20 protein-coding genes are annotated in these 19,542 nt (G+C 64.4%); 7 read left to right on the top strand and 13 right to left on the bottom strand.

Annotated elements, in window-relative coordinates; genetic code table 11:
* Positions 1-15: 15 nt before the first annotated feature.
* A complete protein-coding gene (locus NCS67_RS20035; RefSeq protein WP_250436278.1) occupies positions 16-402 on the bottom strand; it encodes a tellurite resistance TerB family protein in 387 nt (128 codons plus the stop codon).
* Positions 403-803: 401 nt separating this feature from the next.
* Between NCS67_RS20035 and NCS67_RS20040 the strand changes: the two genes are divergently transcribed.
* A complete protein-coding gene (locus NCS67_RS20040) occupies positions 804-1,286 on the top strand; it encodes a glycoside hydrolase family 108 protein (protein WP_008354240.1) in 483 nt (160 codons plus the stop codon).
* Positions 1,286-1,957, top strand: coding sequence for a hypothetical protein (locus NCS67_RS20045; RefSeq protein WP_250436279.1), 672 nt, complete (start codon positions 1,286-1,288; stop codon positions 1,955-1,957). The genes NCS67_RS20040 and NCS67_RS20045 overlap by 1 nt, the downstream gene beginning before the upstream one ends.
* Positions 1,958-1,968: 11 nt before the next feature.
* Here the strand turns inward: NCS67_RS20045 and NCS67_RS20050 are convergent, their stop codons facing one another.
* Positions 1,969-2,112 carry a hypothetical protein gene (locus tag NCS67_RS20050; RefSeq protein ID WP_160172899.1) on the bottom strand — a complete coding sequence of 48 codons (144 nt, stop codon included), beginning with the start codon at positions 2,110-2,112 and terminating at the stop codon, positions 1,969-1,971.
* Between the two features lie 236 nt (positions 2,113-2,348).
* The gene (locus NCS67_RS20055) at positions 2,349-3,116 is read right to left on the bottom strand and encodes an IclR family transcriptional regulator domain-containing protein (RefSeq protein WP_008354238.1); all 768 of its coding nucleotides are present in this window, start codon (positions 3,114-3,116) and stop codon (positions 2,349-2,351) included.
* A 267-nt stretch (positions 3,117-3,383) separates the two neighbouring features.
* Between NCS67_RS20055 and NCS67_RS20060 the strand changes: the two genes are divergently transcribed.
* Positions 3,384-4,793 carry an MFS transporter gene (locus NCS67_RS20060; RefSeq protein WP_008354237.1) on the top strand — a complete coding sequence of 470 codons (1,410 nt, stop codon included), beginning with the start codon at positions 3,384-3,386 and terminating at the stop codon, positions 4,791-4,793.
* A 99-nt stretch (positions 4,794-4,892) separates the two neighbouring features.
* Positions 4,893-5,852 (top strand): LysR family transcriptional regulator, encoded by a 960-nt coding sequence (locus NCS67_RS20065; RefSeq protein WP_250436288.1) that lies wholly within the window; start codon positions 4,893-4,895, stop codon positions 5,850-5,852.
* Here the strand turns inward: NCS67_RS20065 and NCS67_RS20070 are convergent.
* Both NCS67_RS20070 and NCS67_RS20075 read right to left on the bottom strand, forming a co-directional pair.
* Complete coding sequence (locus NCS67_RS20070; protein WP_250436290.1) at positions 5,803-6,687, bottom strand: bifunctional helix-turn-helix transcriptional regulator/GNAT family N-acetyltransferase; 885 nt, start codon at positions 6,685-6,687, stop codon at positions 5,803-5,805. The genes NCS67_RS20065 and NCS67_RS20070 overlap by 50 nt on opposite strands.
* Positions 6,688-6,723: 36 nt before the next feature.
* Positions 6,724-7,737 (bottom strand): AraC family transcriptional regulator, encoded by a 1,014-nt coding sequence (locus tag NCS67_RS20075; protein WP_250436292.1) that lies wholly within the window; start codon positions 7,735-7,737, stop codon positions 6,724-6,726.
* A 153-nt stretch (positions 7,738-7,890) separates the two neighbouring features.
* On the opposite strand from NCS67_RS20075, the gene NCS67_RS20080 reads away from it, so the two are divergent.
* Complete coding sequence (locus tag NCS67_RS20080) at positions 7,891-8,745, top strand: class I SAM-dependent methyltransferase (protein WP_250436294.1); 855 nt, start codon at positions 7,891-7,893, stop codon at positions 8,743-8,745.
* Positions 8,746-8,766: 21 nt separating this feature from the next.
* On the opposite strand, the gene NCS67_RS20085 is transcribed toward NCS67_RS20080, so the two are convergent.
* The 4 genes from NCS67_RS20085 to NCS67_RS20100 form a co-directional block, all read right to left on the bottom strand.
* Positions 8,767-9,813 carry a Gfo/Idh/MocA family protein gene (locus NCS67_RS20085; RefSeq protein ID WP_250436295.1) on the bottom strand — a complete coding sequence of 349 codons (1,047 nt, stop codon included), beginning with the start codon at positions 9,811-9,813 and terminating at the stop codon, positions 8,767-8,769.
* Between the two features lie 61 nt (positions 9,814-9,874).
* The gene (locus tag NCS67_RS20090) at positions 9,875-10,099 is read right to left on the bottom strand and encodes a hypothetical protein (RefSeq protein ID WP_239295342.1); all 225 of its coding nucleotides are present in this window, start codon (positions 10,097-10,099) and stop codon (positions 9,875-9,877) included.
* Positions 10,100-10,177: 78 nt separating this feature from the next.
* Positions 10,178-11,557, bottom strand: coding sequence for an ATP-binding protein (locus tag NCS67_RS20095; RefSeq protein WP_008354229.1), 1,380 nt, complete (start codon positions 11,555-11,557; stop codon positions 10,178-10,180).
* Positions 11,554-12,216, bottom strand: coding sequence for a response regulator (locus NCS67_RS20100; RefSeq protein WP_008354227.1), 663 nt, complete (start codon positions 12,214-12,216; stop codon positions 11,554-11,556). Before NCS67_RS20100 ends, NCS67_RS20095 begins: the two co-directional genes overlap by 4 nt.
* Before the next feature lie 198 nt (positions 12,217-12,414).
* On the opposite strand from NCS67_RS20100, the gene NCS67_RS20105 reads away from it, so the two are divergent.
* Positions 12,415-12,804 (top strand): hypothetical protein, encoded by a 390-nt coding sequence (locus NCS67_RS20105; protein ID WP_175982357.1) that lies wholly within the window; start codon positions 12,415-12,417, stop codon positions 12,802-12,804.
* Positions 12,805-13,155: 351 nt separating this feature from the next.
* Positions 13,156-14,142 carry a bifunctional helix-turn-helix transcriptional regulator/GNAT family N-acetyltransferase gene (locus tag NCS67_RS20110; RefSeq protein ID WP_175982358.1) on the top strand — a complete coding sequence of 329 codons (987 nt, stop codon included), beginning with the start codon at positions 13,156-13,158 and terminating at the stop codon, positions 14,140-14,142.
* Between the two features lies 1 nt (position 14,143).
* On the opposite strand, the gene NCS67_RS20115 is transcribed toward NCS67_RS20110, so the two are convergent.
* From NCS67_RS20115 to NCS67_RS20130, 4 genes are all read right to left on the bottom strand, one after another.
* Positions 14,144-15,064: a dihydrodipicolinate synthase family protein gene (locus NCS67_RS20115; protein ID WP_008354223.1), complete on the bottom strand. Its 921-nt coding sequence runs from the start codon at positions 15,062-15,064 to the stop codon at positions 14,144-14,146.
* A gap of 13 nt (positions 15,065-15,077) precedes the next feature.
* On the bottom strand, positions 15,078-16,793 hold the full coding sequence (locus tag NCS67_RS20120) for an IlvD/Edd family dehydratase (protein WP_008354222.1): 1,716 nt from the start codon (positions 16,791-16,793) through the stop codon (positions 15,078-15,080).
* A 142-nt stretch (positions 16,794-16,935) separates the two neighbouring features.
* Positions 16,936-18,252, bottom strand: coding sequence for an MFS transporter (locus NCS67_RS20125; protein WP_034472267.1), 1,317 nt, complete (start codon positions 18,250-18,252; stop codon positions 16,936-16,938).
* Positions 18,253-18,268: 16 nt separating this feature from the next.
* Entirely contained in the window at positions 18,269-19,450 is a 1,182-nt protein-coding gene (locus NCS67_RS20130; protein WP_008354221.1) for a M20 aminoacylase family protein, read from the bottom strand.
* Between the last annotated feature and the right edge of the window lie 92 nt (positions 19,451-19,542).

Consider the following 19,542-nt stretch of genomic DNA (forward strand, 5'->3'; position numbering starts at 1 on the left):
TGAGTTTCGCGCGGTTCAGTGCATGCGCCACGCGCGCTTCACTGCATCGATCACGGCGGCTTCCGTGCAACTCATGACGCCATCCGCGACCACCGCCGATTCACACAGCGTGAGCACATCGCGTCGCACGCGCTCGTCGGATACTTCCTGCGCGAGCTGATGCACGACATGCGGGTCGACGCGGCACACGTCGTCCCATGTGAGATACGAGCATCGCGTGAGATCCTCGCAAACCTCGCGCACGACGTCGTGCAACTCGCCCGCATGAAGCCCGAGCCGCGCATAGAAGCCGCGCCGTTCGAGCGCTTCGATTTCCGCGCTGCCGATATGCCCGTCCGCGATCAGCGACATCACGACGATGCGCGCGGCCGCGCGAGGACTGTCCGATGGATAGTGGCGCATGGCATTTCTCCTTCGATGAAACGTCGTCAATGAAAGGCAGTGCGATGGTTTCGATCAGGACCGCGCCGCCCGGATGCCTTGCATCGTAGGCGCGGACAATGAGCGTCGAATGAGCGTGCGATGTCTGCGCGAGCCGCACAGCGGCGCCGAAAAAGCGTTGGCCTTGGCACGACAGTTCGCATCTCCGCGCGCCTGCTACTCCCGTTCTGTGCGCCTTGCCACACAAGGCTTTCGCGCGCGCGATGCACCGACTGGCATGGCGGATGCATAAGGCCTGCCGTCGCGTCATGACTGCCTGCCACTGTTTGACGCGACCGGGCCGACGCCTCGCGCGCCGGCCCGTTTCTTCCGGCGCCGCGACGATGGTTCCGGCGGCACGCGCAGGCGCCAAGGAGATCGACATGAACAGCTTCGACGACGCCTTCGAAGCGCTGATCGGCAGCGAAGGCGGCTACTCATTCCATCCGGCCGACCCGGGCGGCGAAACGATGTGGGGCGTGACGGCGCGCGTCGCACGCGGCTATGGCTATGCGGGCGCGATGAAGGACTTGCCGCTCGATCTCGCGAAGCGAATCGCGAAGCAGAAGTACTGGGACCCGCTGCATCTCGACGAATTCGATCCGCGCGTCGCGTTCCAGATCTTCGATGCCAACTACAACGGCGGGCTCGTCGTGCTGTGGATGCAGAAGGCATCGGGCGCAAAGGAAGACGGCAAGTTCGGCCCCGATACCGTCGATGCCGTGAAAGCCGCCGATCCGATGCGCTTCGTCCTGCGCTTCATCGCGTATCGATTGCGCTATCTGAAGGGCCTGCACGCATGGCCGACGTTCAGCCGCGGCTGGACCGAGCGCATGGCGACGAATCTTCTTTTGGGAGCAGCATGATGGACTGGTCGAAAGTGGCGGCAACCATCGGCGCGAAGGCGCCTCTTCTCGCGGGTCTCATCGGCGGGCCCGTCGGCCTTGGCGTCAGCACGGCGGCCGCGATCATCTCCCATGCGCTCGGGACGCCTAACGATCCGGATATCGTCGCGACCGCGCTCAACGATCCCGCCGCGCTCGACAAGATCAGCCAGGCCGAAAACGCGAACTCGTTGCAGTTGCAACAACTCGTGGTGGCGGCGGCGCAGGCGCGTCTGTCGTTCGAAGCGGACATGGCGCGCATCTCGGCGGGCGACCGCGCCGATGCGCGCGCAATGGGCATCGCGAACAGGGACTGGGTGCCCAAGTTCCTCGCGATGGCCGTGACCGGCGGCTTCTTCGGCATTCTGCTGCTGATGGCGTTGCGCGCGTTGCCCGAGGCGAATCGCGATCTCGTGAACGTCGTGGTCGGCGCGCTCGGGACCGCGTGGATCAGCATCATCGGGTATTACTTCGGGACGTCGGCGGGCTCGATGCGCAAGACCGAACTGCTCGCGCAACCGAGCGTGCCGATCACGCCCGAAACGGCGGTGACGTTGCGCGATCCGGCGCCCGCGCCGGGCGCGAACGGCGATAGCGCGCATCGCGCATTCGTGCCGGGCGGGCAAGGCCCGATCTTCACGGGCGCGTCGTGAGCGTCATCGTGTCAGAGCTCAGTTGGTCGTGCAACGCGCATGTTGACCGGCGATGTCTGCGCATAAACCGGCGCTGAGCCGACTCCGAGTGAAAGCGCGGTGGCGACCGTTGCTGCCGACAGACTGAGAAGCCGTTTCGCGTCGAACTGAGTCATGTCGATTCCCCTTTCCTTGTGTCGATATCCGGTTGACGTTGCGAACGCTGGTCGCTGCAACCGTGGGGGGAATGTGGAGCTGGGGAATTAGGTAAAAGTGAGGATGATGCGGTCTGATCCCGAAAACGCTCACCTTTGCGTCATAGGCGATTCAGAAATTACCTTTAAACAAGGGCTGCGAGCGCCATTCGACACGCATTCCCGAAAACCCTCACCTTTGCGCGATCTCGCCGCGGTCAGATCACGTTCAACATCGACAACGCCGTCTCCTGCAACGGCGGCAGCACGCGGGCAAGCGCTGCCTCGGCGGTTTCCTTTCCGATCGGCATGTTCGCCGACAACGCCGCGACCACTTCGCCGTGCCGGTTCTTCATCGGCACCGCGATGCCGCGCACGCCCATCTGCAATTGCTGCTCGATCGCGACGTAGCCATCCACGCGCGCCTGCCTGATCTTCTCGTATAGCTTTTCCTTGTTCGTGATCGTGAGCGGCGTGAAGGGCTTGAACTCGGTCGCTTCGAGCCAGCCGCGCACCGATGCCTCGTCCATATACGCGAGCATTGCGATGCCGCCCGACATCAGCGCGGCCGGCACGCGCGCGCCGAGCACGAAGCCGGTCGTCATCACGCGCGTCGAACCATTGCGCGCGATGATCACGAGGTCCCAGTCATCGAGCACGCTGACATACACCGACTCGTGAATCAGCGCGCTCAATTGCTGCAGATAAGGCTGCACAATCCGCGGCAGCCGCGCCGACTCGAAATACGACCAGCCCATGCGCAGCACGCGCGGCGTGAGATTGAAGAGCTTGCCGTCGGTCTGCACGTAACCGAGATGCGCAAGCGTCAGCAGATAACGCCGCGCCGCCGTGCGCGTGAGGCCGGTGCGCGCCGCGGCTTGCGTCGGCGTCATGCGCGCGTGCTGATCGTCGAAGGCTTCGAGGATCGCCAGTCCCTTCTCCAGTCCGGCGATCCAGTCGCGCTTGTCGAGTTCCGGTTTAGTCATGCTTGCATGCTTGTTTAGTTATGGATGGGCCGATGTTTCGGCGCTCCATCAAAGTCAATTGCTAGTGCTAACCCCCAAAGTGATCGATTATCGGACACGCGCGTGCGATAATCGCGCAAAATTTATCATAAATCGTTGATCGAAAGGGGTTGCGCTTTTATTCTCCAATCACTTTCAGAGCGCGCGTATTGCGACAAACCAAAACGCTCCGCCGCTCGGCCAGATTCCAGGCTCAACTCCATAAACCCATTGTTCGGAGACATCTCTATGGCTAGCCCTAAGGAAGACGCGCACGGCGGCCGCCAGGCGAAAAAAGCGACCGCGAGCGGCTGGATCGGCTCGGCGCTGGAGTATTACGACTTCTTCATTTACGCCCAGGCTGCTGCACTCATTTTCCCGCAGTTGTTCTTCCCGTCGGGCAATCCGAAGGTGGCGATCATCGCGTCGCTCGCGACCTACGGCGTCGGCTACGTGGCGCGTCCCATCGGCGCATTCGTGCTCGGTCATCTGGGCGATACGCACGGCCGCAAGAACGTGCTGCTCGTCTGCATGTTCCTGATGGGTATCTCGACGATGGCTGTCGGCCTGCTGCCGACGTATCACCAGATCGGCATGGCCGCGCCCGCGCTGCTCGTCGTGTTGCGCCTGCTTCAAGGCTTCGCGGTGGCCGGTGAAATCTCCGGTGCGAGCTCGATGATTCTCGAGCACGCGCCGTTCGGCCGACGCGGCTACTACGCGAGCTTCACGCTGCAAGGCGTGCAGGCCGGCCAGATTCTCGCGGCCGCCGTGTTCCTGCCGCTCGCCACGTTCATGCCGGAAGACATGTTCAACTCGTGGGGCTGGCGTGTGCCGTTCCTGCTGTCGGCCTTCGTGCTGGTCGCGGGCTACATCATCCGTAAGGAAGTGCATGAGACGCCCGCGTTCACGTCCGAGGAATCGCATGGCGGTGTGCCGAAGTCGCCGATCAAGGAAGCGTTCGCCAACAGCACGCCCGACATGATCCGCGTCGTCTGCATGGCGCTGATGAACGTGATTCCCGTGGTCGCGACGATCTTCGGTGCGGCGTATGCGGTGCAGTCTTCCTACGGCATCGGCTTCCACAAGAGCGTGTATCTGTGGATTCCGGTCGTCGGCAACATCGTCGCGGTGCTGGTGATTCCGTTCGTCGGCAATCTGTCGGACAAGATCGGCCGTCGCCCGATGATGATCGGCGGCTCGCTCATCTCCGGTCTGCTGGCCTTCGCGTATCTCTACGCGATCAGCATCCATAGCGTGCCGCTCGCGTTCCTGATGTCGCTGCTGATGTGGGGTGTCGTGTATCAAGGCTATAACGCGATCTTCCCGAGCTTCTATCCGGAACTCTTCCCGACCCGTTCGCGCGTTTCGGCGATGGCGATCTCGCAGAACATCGGCACGACGATCACCGCGCTGTTGCCCGCACTCTTCGCGGCCGTTGCGCCGCCGGGGTCGGACAACATTCCGCTGACGGTCGGCGCCATTGCCTTCGGCGTGACGATCATCGCGGCGATCGCGGCTTACTCGGCGCGTGAGACGTATCGCATCCGCCTGAGCGATCTCGGCAAGAAGGACGCCGTGCCGATGAGCCAGCAGGAATACGAGCGCCTGCGCGCCGATTCGATCTCCGTGGACAAGGTCGCGAAAGCGCACCACGCATGAGTTGACCGTGTTGGAGTGATCTTCCGGGCCCTTCGGGGCCCGTTTTTTTGCGTGACGCGATAACATGAATGCCTTCTCACCCATGACGCGGAGGCATGAATGGCCGGCTTCAACGAACGCATCCTCAACGGCATCAGCGTGTTCGCTGCGATCGTCGATGCAGGCACGTTCGCCGCGGCGAGCGATCGGCTCGGCATGTCGCAGCCCGGCGTGTGCCGCGCGATCGCGCGTCTCGAAGCGCGTCTGAAGATTCGTCTTTTCGATCGCACGACGCGCAGCGTTTCGCTCACCGACGATGGCCGGCGCTTCTTCGAGCACGTCATGCCGCATCTCGCGGGACTGGAGGAAGCGGCGGCCACGGCATCCGAAGGCGCGACGGCGGTGCGCGGCCGCTTGCGCGTGAACGTCGATCCGATCTTCTCGCGGCTTCTGCTCGGCCCGAAGCTCGACGCGTTTCTGAAGGCGCATCCCGATCTGCAACTCGAACTCATCACGAGCGACCGTCTCGGCGACATGATCGCGGATGGTTTCGATCTCGCCGTGCGCTTCGGCGAGCCGCGCGATTCGAGTCTCGTCGCGCGCAAGCTGCTCGATACGCCGGTGCGGACCGTCGCCGCGCCGTCGTATATCAAGCGATGCGGCACGCCCGCTACCCCGCAGGCGCTCGCAGACGGCACGCATACGTGCATCGAGTTTCGCGATCCCGAAACGGGACGGCCGTTCGCGTGGGAGTTTCATCGCAAGAAGAAGCGCATCACGGTGGAAACGCACGGCCGTCTCACGCTCAACGATCCCGGCACGATGCTGAGCACGCTGCTCTCAGGCTATGGCGTCGCGCAGATTCTGCTGCTGGGTCACGAACATCTGATCGCCGATGCCAAGCTCATCGACCTCTTCCCCGACTGGCCCGACGAGCGCTTTCCGCTGTATGCGTTTTATCCGTCGCGGCATCATCCGCCGGCGAAGACGCGCGCGTTTCTCGATCTCGTCATCGCGCTGACGGGAGGCGTCAACGCAAACTCTTCTCGAACCAGTGATGCGCGTAAGCCTCGTCGCTGAACGGCGCGACCTCGACATAGCCGGATCGCCGATACAGGCCGATCGCTTCCCCGAGCGCCTTGTTCGTCTCCAGACGCACGGCTTTCGCTCCGTTCTTCGACGCGAGCCGTTCGGCCTCTTCGAGCAGCCGACGTCCGACGCCGAGTCCGCGCGCGCCGGCGCTCACCCACATGCGCTTCAACTCGGCCGGCGACGCGCCGTGGAACTTGAGCGCGACGCAGCCTATCGCCGCGCCGCGCAGCCTCGCAACGATCAGCGCGCCCTGCGGCGCCGTCAATTCGCGCGCATCGGCGGACAGGCTGACGGACGGATCGAAGCCCGCTTCGAAGCGCGCGTTCAACTCCGCGAAGTATTGGTCGATGCACCATTGCGCATCCTCGCTCGTCGGGTCTTCGATCGCGAAGCGCATCAGCGAAGGTTGCAGCAAGCGCTCGACTTCGGCCATCGCCGCGATCAGCCGCTTGCGCTGCGCATCGTTCAGCGGCGCGAGCATGCCCCCCGCGACCGCGTCCGATAACCTTTCGAGTTCTTCACGTTCGGCGCAGCCCGCATCGGTGAGGCTCGCGCGGCGCACGCGGCGGTCATCGGGACGAGACTCGACCGCGACGAGACCTTGTCGCTGCAGCGCGGCGAGCGTGCGGCTCACGTAACCCGAATCGAGACCGAGACGCTCGCGCAACACGCGAAGATCGACGCCCTGCGCACCGATTTCCCAGATGAGCCGTGATTCGCCCATCGGACGGCCGCGCCCGAGAAAATGCTCGTTGAGCGCGCCGATGCCCTCGGCAACGGTGCGATTGAAGCTGCGAATCTGGCTGATGTCGGTCGGGTTCATATCTCTGACTCTAGTCAGAGAATCGCCCGGCGTCAATCAATGTGCTTGCGTCTCGGCTTCCACGCGCGTTTTCTCCCGGCGCCACGTCGCGGGCGGCTTGCCGACGAGGCGCTTGAACGCACGAATGAACGCCGCTTCGGATGCATAGCCGACGTCCTGCGCGACCGCTGCGATCGTCGCGTTCGTGTTGCGCAGCAGTCCGGCCGCGACCTGCATGCGCCAGTTGACGAGGTACTGCATCGGCGGCAAGCCGATGATCTCGCTGAAGCGCTCGTGCAACGCCGAACGCGAGAGGCCCACGCGCTCGCCCAGTTCTTCGACGGTCCACTCGTGCGCGGGCGCATCGTGCATGACGGCGAGCGCGCGCCCGACGAATCGGTCGCGCAGGCCCGCGAGCCAGCCGCGGCTTTCATCGGGCAGTACATCGACGTAACGGCGCACGGCATCGACGAACATCATCTCGCTCATGCGTTCGAGCATCGCTTCGCCGCCCGGCCGCTTGTGACGCGATTCGACGACGGCCTGCTGCATGAAGTGATTAATCCAGCCCTGCGCGCCCGATTCCTTCAGATGCAAGAGGCGCGGCAACGTCGCGATCAGCGGATTGAACGGACGCAGATCGCAGCCGAGAAAGCCGCATACGAGCATCGTTTCATACGCGTCGTCGGGGCGTCGATTGTTGCGCGCCTCGACCGCGTCGTAGGTCAGCGTGAAGGGCAGCTGATCGATCTTCATCGAGAACGGATCGATATCCGCTTCGGCGCGAATGCCCGGCGCGCTCGAAATCACATGCGCGTCGCCGTGCGGAAACACGATGATGTCGCCGCTCGCAAGACGCACCGGCGCTTCGCCGACGAGCGCGCCCCAGCAGTTGCCGTGCGTCACAACGTGATACTCCATCACATGCTCGCAATCCGGCATGACGATGCTCGCGATGTCGCGCGCGGGCGGCGCTTCGGCCGCCCAGCTTCGATTGCCGCTCACGTGAAAGAACAGCGCGCCGCGCAAGCGCACGGTGCGCAGCACGTCGGACAGGATGTCGAGACTCATGGCGTCTCCCGGTGATCGTAAGCATCGCAAAGCGGACGAACGGACAATTCGCGGCGACTTGCGGACAGGCGTCGAAGCGATGGTAACGGGATACTGCATCTGCCCGCTATCAGGGCGACGCTCGACACATCATCCGGAACTGGAGAACGAACCATGCATGCGTTGAATACATCCGCGGTCTGCGACGAGCCGGCCAAATCACAGCAACCCGATTTCGCCGCGATCAAGGCCCGCCAGCAAGCCACCTGGGCGAGTGGCGACTTCGCGGTGATCGGCACGACATTGCAGATCGTCGGCGAGATGCTTGCCGAATCGATCGATGTGCGCGCCGGCGAGCGCGTGCTCGATATGGCCGCCGGCAACGGCAATGCGACGCTCGCCGCTGCGCGACGTTTTGCCCGCGTGACGTCGACCGATTACGTTCCGGCGCTGCTCGAAAAAGGCCGTGCGCGCGCGCAAGCCGAAGGACTCGCGATCGACTTCGAGGTCGCCGATGCCGAGAACCTGCCCTTCGACGACGGCAGCTTCGATGTGGTGCTGTCGACATTCGGCGCGATGTTCACGCCGGATCACAGGCGCTCGGCGAGCGAAATGCTGCGCGTGGCGAAAAGCGGCGGACGCATCGGCATGGCGAACTGGACGCCCGAGGGTTTCATCGGCCGGTTGTTCAAGACCATCGGCGCTTACGTGCCGCCGCCCGCGGGGCTGCAATCGCCCGCGCTTTGGGGCACCGAGCCGCATCTCGTCGCGCTCTTCGGCGCCGAGGCAGCTGATATTCGTTGCGTACGCAAGTACTTCAACATGCGCTATGAATCGCCGGCGCACTGGATACAGGTGTTCCGCGATTTCTACGGGCCCGTGCATCGCGCGTTCGCGGCGCTCGATGCAGCGAAGCAGGCCGATCTCGAACGCGAGATCGGCGGCCTGCTCGAACGCTGCAATGTTGCGGGACCGTCTTCGCTCGTCGTGCCGAGCGAATACATGGAAGTGGTGATCGTCAGGCGTTGACGAGATGCGCTCGCGCGCGAATCACAGCGTGACGGGCTTGCCGCTGCGCGCGCTTGCGATGATCGCGGCGAGCGTCGCGGCATTGTCGAGACTCACTTGCGCGTAGTACTCGATGGCGGCGGCATCGTGCGTTGCGACCATGCGCGCGAAGCTTTCCGCCGCGAAGAAGAAGCCGCTTCCGGTGTCCGACTCGACCGTCTCGAACGGCACCGAATTCGGAATGCCGCGACGCACGCGCATCTGGCTCGGCAGATAGCCGTATTGATCGCCCGCCGTCTGCGCGCTCGTGTGATTCAGATATTCGGTGTCGATCGTGCCCTGCGTGCCGATGATCGTCGCGTGCCGATGATTCGCCGCATCCATCGAGCACGAGACTTGCGCGCGGCGGCCATCGGCGTAGATGAGCGTCGCCATGAGGCTGATGTCGACGTTGCTGTCGGCCCATGTCGCGATTGCATCGACGCGTTGCGGCGCGCTGCCCATCACGAGACGAATGAGGCTCAGTGGATAACTCCCCGCATCGAGCAGCGCGCCGCCGCCGAGCTCGGGCTTCATGCGGATGTTTGCGCCGGGATTGCCGACGGTGAAGCCGAAGTTCGCCTGAATCGCGCGCACGTCGCCGATCGCGCCTTCGCCGATTAGCGCCATCATCGTCGCGGTCTGCGGCTGGAAATAGTATGGGAACGCTTCGAGCAGCAGCACGCCGTTGCGATCGGCGGCCTCGAACATGCGCGCGGCGTCGTCGCGATCGAGCGCGAGCGGCTTCTCGCACAGGATGTGCTTGCCGTGATCCGCGGCCTTGATCGCCCATTCGGCATGCAGGCTGTTCGGCAGCGGAATGTAAACCGCGTCGATGTCCGGGCTCGCAAGCAGCGCGTCGTAGCTGCCGAACCATTTTTCGATGCCGTTTGCTTGCGCGAAGGCTTGCGCATTCTCGTCGCTGCGGCTCGCGACCGCGACGACGCGCACGCGCTCGCTCGGTCTCACGTCACGCGTGAATTGTCTGGCGATGTTCGCGCCACCGAGAATGCCGAGGCGCAGGACGGACGATGCTTGAGTGGATGACAAGGCGGGCTCCTGAATTTGTACCAAATGGTTCACCACGTCAAAGGTAACACAATCGCGTGCTTCAAGGCATGCACTTGTCGGGACGAACTTTCGTGCCGCGCCGGTCCGCCGGGACGTGGCAATTGTCCACGCGTTGATCGTCGCTGGCCTTGTCGCCGAGACGTTCCTTCAAGGTCTTCGGTTCCGGTGCGGCGGACGAAGCCGCAACGGGCGCTTCCGCTGCGTCCGTTGCAAGCGCGGCGCCGGTCCACGCGAGACAAGCGCATAGAAGAACGAGTGTCTTCATGACAGACCGCCATGAAAGATGAAACGAGCAGCTTCGCCGCGCGGCGAGCGCACGACGCCCCGCTTCTTGCGGTTTCATTCAGGCATGCATTCCGCTGACGACATCCTTCGCGCGCGCCGCCGACGCAACCGGACACAAGCCGCGCACCGCGACGATCAGACCGCTCGCGTCATCGCGGTTCCTGACGTCGAGCGTCGCGTGATGCCGTTGCGCGACGCGCAGCGCGATCGCGAGACCGAGCCCGCTGCCGTGTCCCGACGTCCCGACGCAACGATAAAAGCGGTCGCATACGCGATCGATCTCGTCCGGCGGAATGCCGGGGCCGGAGTCCAGCACGGTGAGCGCGATGCCATCCGCTTGGCGCCGCAAGGTCACGTCGACGCGCCCACCGTGCGGCGTGTGACGGATCGCGTTATCGAGCAGGTTGTTCACGAGGACGGCGAGCGCGTGCGTGTCGCCCATGATCGTGAACGGATCGTGATCGTCCAGCGCATGTTCGAGTTCCAGGCCGAGGTCGATCGATCGTGCTTCGGCCAGCAACGAGAAATCGCTCACGCGGAGTTCGCAGAGCGTGCGCAGGCTCATCGGCGCGATGGCCGCTTCGCGCGCGGCGTCTTCGCGCGCCATGCTGAGTAGCTGCTGCGCGAGATGGATGAGGCGATTCAACCGGCCGTCGATCTTCGCGAGCGTCGCGGCATCGACCTGAAGCGAGCCATCGCCGATTGCGCCCTGGATTTGCAGCTTGAGCGCGGTGAGCGGCGTGCGCAGTTCGTGCGCGGCATCGGCGACGAACGTGCGCTGCGCCTGCGATGCCTCCGAGAGACGCGCGAGCAGGCCATTCAACGCATCGACGAGAGGACGCAGCTCATCGGGCATCGGCTTGTGGAAGACGACGGGCTCGAGCGATTCCGGCGAGCGCGCGACGAGCGATTGCGACAGCCAGCGCACCGGCGAAAGCCCGCGCGCGACGACGAGAAGCACGATCACGACGATCACCGGAATCAGCAATGCGAGCGGCCAGATCGTGCGCAATGCGAGCGCCATGGCGAGATCGTCGCGGATGAAATAAGGCTGCGCGACCTGCACGAAGCGATCCGGCTGCGCGACGCCGAACGCGCGCCAGCGATACCCTTCCCGCTCCGCCGATTCGAAACCGTCGCCGAAACGCGGCAACGCGGGCTCGCGCGGCGAGTGATAGATGAGGCGGCCCGTCCGATCCCAGATGTCGATGACGAGCCGGTCGTCCGCGATGCCGTGCAGTTCGGGATTGCGGCCCTCTGCAACGTCGTCGGCGGTGATGTTATGCGGCAGCGAGAGCGCGACGGTGCGCAGTTCGTAGTCGAAGAGTTCGCCGGCTTCGAGGCGCGCGGCGTCGAATATGCCGACGCCCGCAATCAGGCACGCGATGCCAAGGCTGCAGATGAGCCAGCCGAGCAGCCATCGGCGGATCGTTGTCATCCGATCCTCTTCAATCGATAACCGACGCCGCGCACCGTCACGATCTCATCCGCGCCGATCTTGCGCCGCAAGCTGTGAACGTGGACTTCGATCGCGTTGCTGCCCACTTCCTCGCCCCAGCCGTACAGTTTTTCTTCGAGCTCGGGGCGGCGAAATACGCGCGACGGCTCTTCGATCAGCGCCTGCAGCAGCGCGAACTCGCGCGGCACGAGATTGAGCGCGACGCCGCCCTTGGTCGCCTCGTGCGCGGCCGGATTGAGCGTCAGCTCGCCGTGCGAGTACACCGGATGCTTGTGCCCGGTGCGGCGTCTCAACAATGCGCGGACGCGAGCCGCGAGCTCGTCGAGATCGAAGGGCTTCATCAGATAGTCGTCCGCGCCGGCGTCGAGGCCGCGGATGCGGTCATCAACGGCATCGCGCGCCGTCAGGATCATCACGGGCGCGTCGCCGCCGTTCTTGCGATACGTGGCGAGCACGTCGAGGCCGTCGCGCTTGGGCAGGTTCAGGTCCAGCAGCACGAGGTCGTACACGCCGTTGCCGAGCGACAGCTCCGCGGCCCGTCCGTCCTGCGCCCAATCCACCGTGTAACCGGCGCGGCGCAACGCGGCGAGCACGGTCTCCGCGATCATCTCGTCGTCCTCCACCAATAACAGGCGCATGCGCTTTCTCCAGGCTCAACAGGTCGCCGCCGATTGTCCGGCTTGCATGCTTAAGCGCCACTTAAGCTTTGCGCGCAGCCGCACATTATGTCCCCGATAACGCCTTGCGGCGCCGGCGGCTTAAGCATCGCATAAGGTTTGTCCACGCACTATACGTCGAGCGCGCCGATTCGCGGCCGTGCGGCCCCGGAGATGCCGATGCGAGCGTCCACTGTCGTTTCCCTGCGTGCGAACGCCGTGCTGATCGCATTGTGCGTCGCGGCATCGGATGCGGCGTGGCTCGCGGTCTGCGGTTGCACGGGCCATGTGCATGCGCTCGAAACCACGACGATGCGTCTCGCGACGCTCGGGAGCGCGGCAGGCATCGTCTTCATCGTGCGACGCATCGCCAAGCTCGAATTCGATGCGGCCAGAGCCGCAAGGCGCATCGCCTGGACCACCGACAGATTCGTCATCGACGGAACCTGTCCCGGTGCCTGGCTCGTGCAGCTCCATGTGGAGCTTCATCCCGACGGCTCACGGTCGAGCGCCGCGCACGCGTGTCCCCACGCAGCGGCGTCCAGCAGAGTGCCACGCGGTCGGGCGTGACCTCGGAATCGCGCCCGACCTCCTTCGACCCGGCTCATGAGCCGGGTTTTTTTTGTCCGCGAATATTTACCGCGTCTCGCACTACACATTGCTTTCGCTCGCATTTCAATGTCCATTCGTTCGCTTACCTAAGCATCCCCGGCTGTTTCGTGCGCGGCGCGTGTGCGAGTTCGCGTGGGGCGGCATCGCAATCGTGTTGCTGCGCGTGGCGGAACCGCGGCGCGCGAGCGAATTGGCGCGCCATCGCGGCTAAAGGTGAGGCTTTTCGGGAGCGCGATTTTTCTTGCGAAAGTTGCAGATCGCAACTAAATTAGAGGCATTTGGTTGCGCCTCGCAACCGATGGAGAGGACATGGACTTCATCGACACACCCGTTCAATCGCGCGACAAAACCATTCTCGAACTGCGCGAATTCTCGCGCAAGCTCGTGCGCGAACTGGGCTTCATGCGCAACACGCTGGCCGACAGCGGACTCGCGCCTTCGGCGGTTCACGCGATCATCGAGATCGGGGCGACGCCCGGCATTCAGGCGCGCGACATCGCGCAAATTCTGCGGCTCGACAAATCCAACGCCAGCCGGCAGATCGCGCGGCTCGAAGCGGCGGGGCTTGTCACGCGGCAGACATCGAGCGAAGACGCGCGTTCGTCCGAGCTGTATCTCACGGCGAACGGACAGAAGCTGCGCAGAAAGATCGACAAGTTCGCGACCGATCAGGTTTCCGACGCGCTGCGCCGCATGGTGCCCGAAGATCAGCAGACGCTCGTGCGCTCGCTCGCGCTCTACGCCGATGCGCTCGCCCACGGTCACGAACACAAGATCGATCACAGGACGCCGCATGCCGCGCATACGGAAAGCGCGCGCATCGTCGAGGGATACCGGCCCGGCTGCATCGGCGATGTGGCGAGCCTGCACGCGCGTTTCTACGCGCATCACGCGGGCTTCGGCGTGTTCTTCGAGCGCAGGGTCGCGACGGAATTGGCCGCATTCGCGGAGAGTCTGCCGGTCGAAGGCCGCGCGTTGTGGCTCGTGATGGAAGGCGAGCGCACGCTCGGCTCGCTCGCGATCGATGGCGATCTCACCACGCGCGTCGCGCATCTGCGCTGGTTCATCGTCGACGATTCGTTGCGGGGCAGCGGCATAGGCAGGCAATTGATGGCGCGCGCGATGAGCTTCGTCGACGCGCACTACGACGAAACGTATCTCTGGACCTTCAAGAGCCTGGACGCCGCGCGGCACTTGTACGAATCGTTCGGATTCACGTTGAGCGATGAAGCCGAAGGCACGCAATGGGGCACATCCGTGATCGAGCAGCGCTTCACGCGGCACGCGGCGCGCTGATTCATCGGCGCAAGACGCGCGATGTCGGCCCTAGTCGTTGCGCGAAACGGCGCGCGCATTCGATGCCGAACGGCGTCGGACGCGCGCCGCGATCGTGCTGCACGTCGAAGCCCATGCGCCACGCCGCGATGCGCTTGCCGTAACAGGTGAGCGTTTCCAGGGACTGCATCACGAAGACGATTTCCGGCAGCGTCTCCGCATACAGCGATTCGGCATCGTCCTCGCGGCCTTCGGCGAACGCGTCGTAAATGGCGGCCTGACGATCGAACGCGTCGGGCGCGACGATCAGGCCATCGCAGCCCGCACGCAAGTTGTCCACGAGTTCCTGGCCACCGCGCCCGTTGAACACCGCGAGCGTCTGTTCGAGCGCGCGCAATCGTTCGATGGTCGCGCGGATCGTCACGGCCGGGCCCTCGCCCTTCAGCAAACGGAAGTTCGGCCGCTCGGCAGCGAGCGCGGCAATCGATTCCGCCGACAAACCCACGCCCAGATATTCCGGCGCGTTCTGAATGCCCGCATTCGCGCCGGTCCGTTCGAGCACCGACGCGAAGAAGTCGTAGTAGAACGCTTCCGGCTCGCCGCGTTTGGACGGCGGTTGAAGGATCAACCACGACGCGCCGCGTTCGAGCGCATGGCTTGCGAGCGCGACTTGTGCATCGACGCTGTCGCCGGTGATCGTGACCGCGAGCGGCACGCGACCGGCGATATGCGCGGCGCATACGTCGATCATCGTGCGCTTCTCGTCTTCCGACAGGCGATGCACTTCCGTCGCGAGACCGAGCGTGACGATCGCCGGCGCGCCCGCCGCGAGGGTCGCGTCGATCTGCTTGCGCGTGGCGTCGTGGTCGAGGCGGTTCAGCGCATCGAAATAGGCGTACAGCACCGGCCACATGCCGGGCGGCGGCGTTTGCAGGTTCGTCATCGATTGCCTCCGCTCAATGCGAATCGCGCGGCACGGGCGCGCCGCTCGAACCGACGAGAAAGTCCAGGTCCGCGCCCTGATCCGCCTGCAAGACATGCTCGACATACAAGCGGTAATAACCGCGCTTCGGCAATTCGGGCGCCTGCCATGCGGCGCGGCGCTTCGCCAGTTCTTCGTCCGATACTTCGAGATGCAGACGCCGCGCTTCGACGTCCAGTTCGATCATGTCGCCGGTCTGCACGAGCGCGAGCGGACCGCCCGCCGCCGCTTCCGGCGACACATGCAGCACGACCGCGCCGTAGGCGGTGCCGCTCATGCGGCCATCGGAGATGCGGACCATATCGGTGATGCCTTTTTGCAGCACCTTTTTCGGCAGCGGCATGTTGCCGACTTCCGCGAAGCCGGGGTAACCCTTCGGCCCCGCGCCCTTCAGGACCATGATGCAGTGCTCGTCGATATCGAGCGAATCGTCGTCGACCTTCGCGTGCAACTCTTCGACGTTTTCGAATACGACCGCGCGCCCGCGATGCTTCAGCAACGATTGCGTCGCCGCCGATGGCTTGATGACCGCGCCGTTCGGTGCGAGATTGCCCTTCAGCACCGCGATGCCCGCGTGCGGCTTGAACGGCTTCTCGAACCGCGTGATGACCTTCTCGTCGTAGTTCTGCGCGTCGCTGACGTTGTCCCAGATCGTGCGGCCGTTCACCGTGAGCGCATCGCGATGCAGCAAGCCTTGCTCGCCGAGCTGACGCAACACCGCGGGCAAGCCGCCCGCGTAATAGAAGTCTTCCATCAGATACTCGCCCGATGGCTGCAGATTCACGAGGCAAGGCACCTTGCTGCCGAGTTCCCAGTCTTCGAGCGTGAGCTCCACGCCGATACGCTTCGCCAGCGCGATCAGATGCACGACCGCATTCGTCGATCCGCCGATCGCCGCGTTCGTGCGGATCGCGTTCTCGAAGGCTTCGCGCGTGAGGATCTTGTCCATCGTGAGATCGTCCTTGACCATATCGACGATGCGTCGTCCGGCCATGTGCGCGAGCACCTGACGGCGCGCATCGACGGCGGGAATCGCGGCATTGTGCGGCAAGCCCATGCCGAGCGATTCGACCATCGAGGCCATCGTGGATGCGGTGCCCATCGTCATGCAATGGCCGCGCGACCGGTTCATGCACGATTCGGCTTCGACGAATTCTTCCTGCGTCATCGTGCCCGCGCGCACTTCCTCCGACATCTGCCAGACGCCCGTGCCCGAGCCGATGGTGCCGCCGCGAAAGCGGCCGTTCAACATCGGTCCGCCCGACACCGCGAGCGCGGGCAGATTGCACGACGCCGCGCCCATCAGCAAGGCGGGCGTGGTCTTGTCGCAGCCGACGAGCAGAATGACGCCATCGATCGGATTGCCGCGTATGGATTCTTCGACGTCCATCGACGCGAGATTGCGGAACAACATGGCTGTTGGCCGCAGATTCGATTCGCCGAGCGACATCACCGGAAACTCCAGCGGAAAGCCGCCCGCCTCGCGCACGCCGCGCTTCACGTATTCCGCGAGCTCGCGAAAATGCGCGTTGCACGGCGTGAGTTCCGACCATGTATTGCAGATGCCGATGACCGGCCGGCCATCGAACTGATCGTGAGGTATGCCCTGGTTCTTCATCCACGAACGATGGATGAACGCGTCTTTATCGTTGCCGCCGAACCAGCTTTGCGAGCGTAGCTTCTTGCGCATGGAAGTCCCCTTTATCGCGCTTTCTTCATAGTGTGGGATCCAGTAAAAAAGGCCGCGCGGGCGGCCTTTTCAGAAACCCGGACACGTCGAGTTATACACCTCGCATACGCATCCGGCGCGCGTGCAGCGCAAGATTTGACGATCAGTCGAGCATTTCCTGCGACCTTTCGCGCATGCACGCCACCGCGATCACGGAGAGCACGCCGCAACCGATCACGTACCACGCGGGCGCCATCACGCTCTTCGTAATGACGATGAGCGACGTCACGAAGAACTGCGCGAAGCCGCCGAAGATCGCCACGCCGATGCTGTAGACGATGGCCGCGCCCGTCGCGCGCACCGAACGCGGGAACAGCTCGCCGAGCATCGCGCCGGTCGGACCGACGTTGAGCGAATGCACGATAGAGAGGACGGTGACGACCGCGAGCAGCGTCGTCGCGTTCGGCGATTTGTTCAGCAGCGCGAAGGCCGGCCAGATCGCGAGCATCAGCAGGATGCGCGTCGTCTGCGCGAGCTTGTTGCGGCCGATGCGGTCCGACAGATAGCCACCTATCGGCGCGACGATAAAGAGAATCGCGCCCGACACGCAGCCCGAAAGCATCGACGTCCAGCTCGGCAGGCCGAGCGTCTTCACGCCGTAGATCGACAGATAGAACACGATGATGAAGTGCGCCGACGTGCCGCCGATCGTCAGGCCGAGGCCGTTGAGCACCGCGCGGCCATGTTCGCGCAGCACGGTGACAAGCGGAATCTTCGGTGCCTTGGGCGCGGCGGCGACGTTTTGCGGCGGCGCTTCTTCCATCGTGCGACGCAGCCACCAGCCGACGGGCACGATCGCCGTGCCGATGAAGAACGGCACGCGCCAGCCCCAGCTTTCGAGTTGCGCGGTCGTGAGCGTCGCCGTGAGCGCGACGCCGGTCAACGCGCCGGCGAGCGCCGAAAGTCCCTGGCTCGAGAACTGCCACGATGCATAGAAGCCGCGCCGGTTCGCGGGCGCCTGTTCGAGCAACAGCGTCGTCGATGCGCCGACTTCGCCGCCCGCCGAGAAGCCTTGAATCAGCCGTGCGATCACGAGAATGATCGGCGCGGCGATGCCCGCTTGCGCGTAAGTCGGCGCGACGGCGATCATCGCGGTGCCGAGCGCCATCAGCCCGAGCGTGAGGAGCATCGCCTTCTTGCGGCCGGCGCGATCGGCGTACATGCCAATCAGCAAGCCGCCGATCGGCCGCGTGAAGAACCCGACGCCGAAGCTCGCCACCGCAAGCAGCAACTGGCCGACCGGATCGTCCACCGGAAAGAACAGCTTGCCGATGGTCAGCGCGAAGAACGCATAGACGATGAAGTCGTAGAACTCGAGCGCGTTGCCGACCGCCGCCGCCAGGACGAGCCGCGTGCGCGCCGCGCGGCTGGTTTGCATCGAAGGATTCGCCGGCGCGCTGGCAAAGGTAGGTGCGTTCATGATGGATTCCGAAGGATCAGTCGGCGAGCCAGGCTTCGGCCAGGCGCACCCAGTAGCTCGCGCCGATCGCGAGGATGTCGTCGTTGAAATCGTAGCCGGGGTTGTGCACCATGCAGCCGCCCTTCGAGCCGATGCCGTTGCCGATCCACGCATACGTGCCGGGGCACGCTTCGAGCATGAAGGCGAAGTCTTCGCTGCCCATCAGCGGACGCGCGGCCGGATCGACGCGTTGCGCGCCGAGCATTTTTGTCGCGACATCGGTGGCGAAGGCGGTCGGTTCCGCGTGATTCACGAGCACCGGATAGCCGAGTTCGTAGTCGATGTCGGCCGTGCAGCCGAACGCCAATGCCTGCGCGTTCACGAGCGCGGTGATGCGCTCCTGAAGCTGCTTGCGCACGCCCGCGTCGAGCGCGCGCACGGAGAGCTTCATCAGCGCGGTCTCGGGGATCACGTTGCACGCCTCGCCCGCCTGCACGCTGCCGACGGTGACGACCGCGGATTTCTGCGCATCCACTTCGCGCGCGACGATGCTGTTGAGACCGAGCATGATCGATGCGACCGCGGGCATCGGATCGCATGCGACGTGCGGCATCGCGCCATGTCCGCCGACGCCGCGCACGGTGATGTTCACCCGATCCGACGACGCCATGCCCGGACCCGGCGTGAAGAACATGTCGCCCGCGGGCAGGCCGGGCATGTTGTGCAGGCCGAACACGGCGTCGCACGGGAATTTTTCGAAGAGACCGTCTTCGATCATCGCGCGCGCGCCCGCCTCGCCTTCCTCGGCGGGCTGGAAAATCACGATCAGCGTGCCCGAGAACTGGCGGCTTTCGGCGAGATGGCGCGCGGCGCACAGAAGCATCGCGGTGTGGCCGTCGTGGCCGCATGCGTGCATCGTGCGCGCGTGTTTGCTGGAATACGGCAGGCCGGTGGCTTCCTCGATCGGCAACGCGTCCATGTCGGCGCGCAGTGCGATGCGCTTGCCGCCCTCGCCTTCCGTCAACACGCCGACGACGCCCGTCTTGCCCAGCCCGCGATGCACTTCGTAGCCCCATTGCGCGAGCAATCCCGCGACGAGATCGCTGGTTTGCGTTTCCTCATACGCAAGTTCCGGATGCGCGTGAATGCGCCGGCGCACATCGACGAATTCGGATGCGATGGCGGCAATGCCGGGGATGACGGGCTCGACTGACAACATATCACGCTCCTTGCTCGATGCGATTCGATGTGTGCCAAGCATATAAAGCCGATAAGCAAACCAAAAGACGGTAAATTTATTGCGTGATGACT

Origin of the sequence: Caballeronia sp. ATUFL_F2_KS9A, from assembly GCF_023630765.1 — a bacterium.
Lineage (GTDB): Bacteria > Pseudomonadota > Gammaproteobacteria > Burkholderiales > Burkholderiaceae > Caballeronia > Caballeronia zhejiangensis.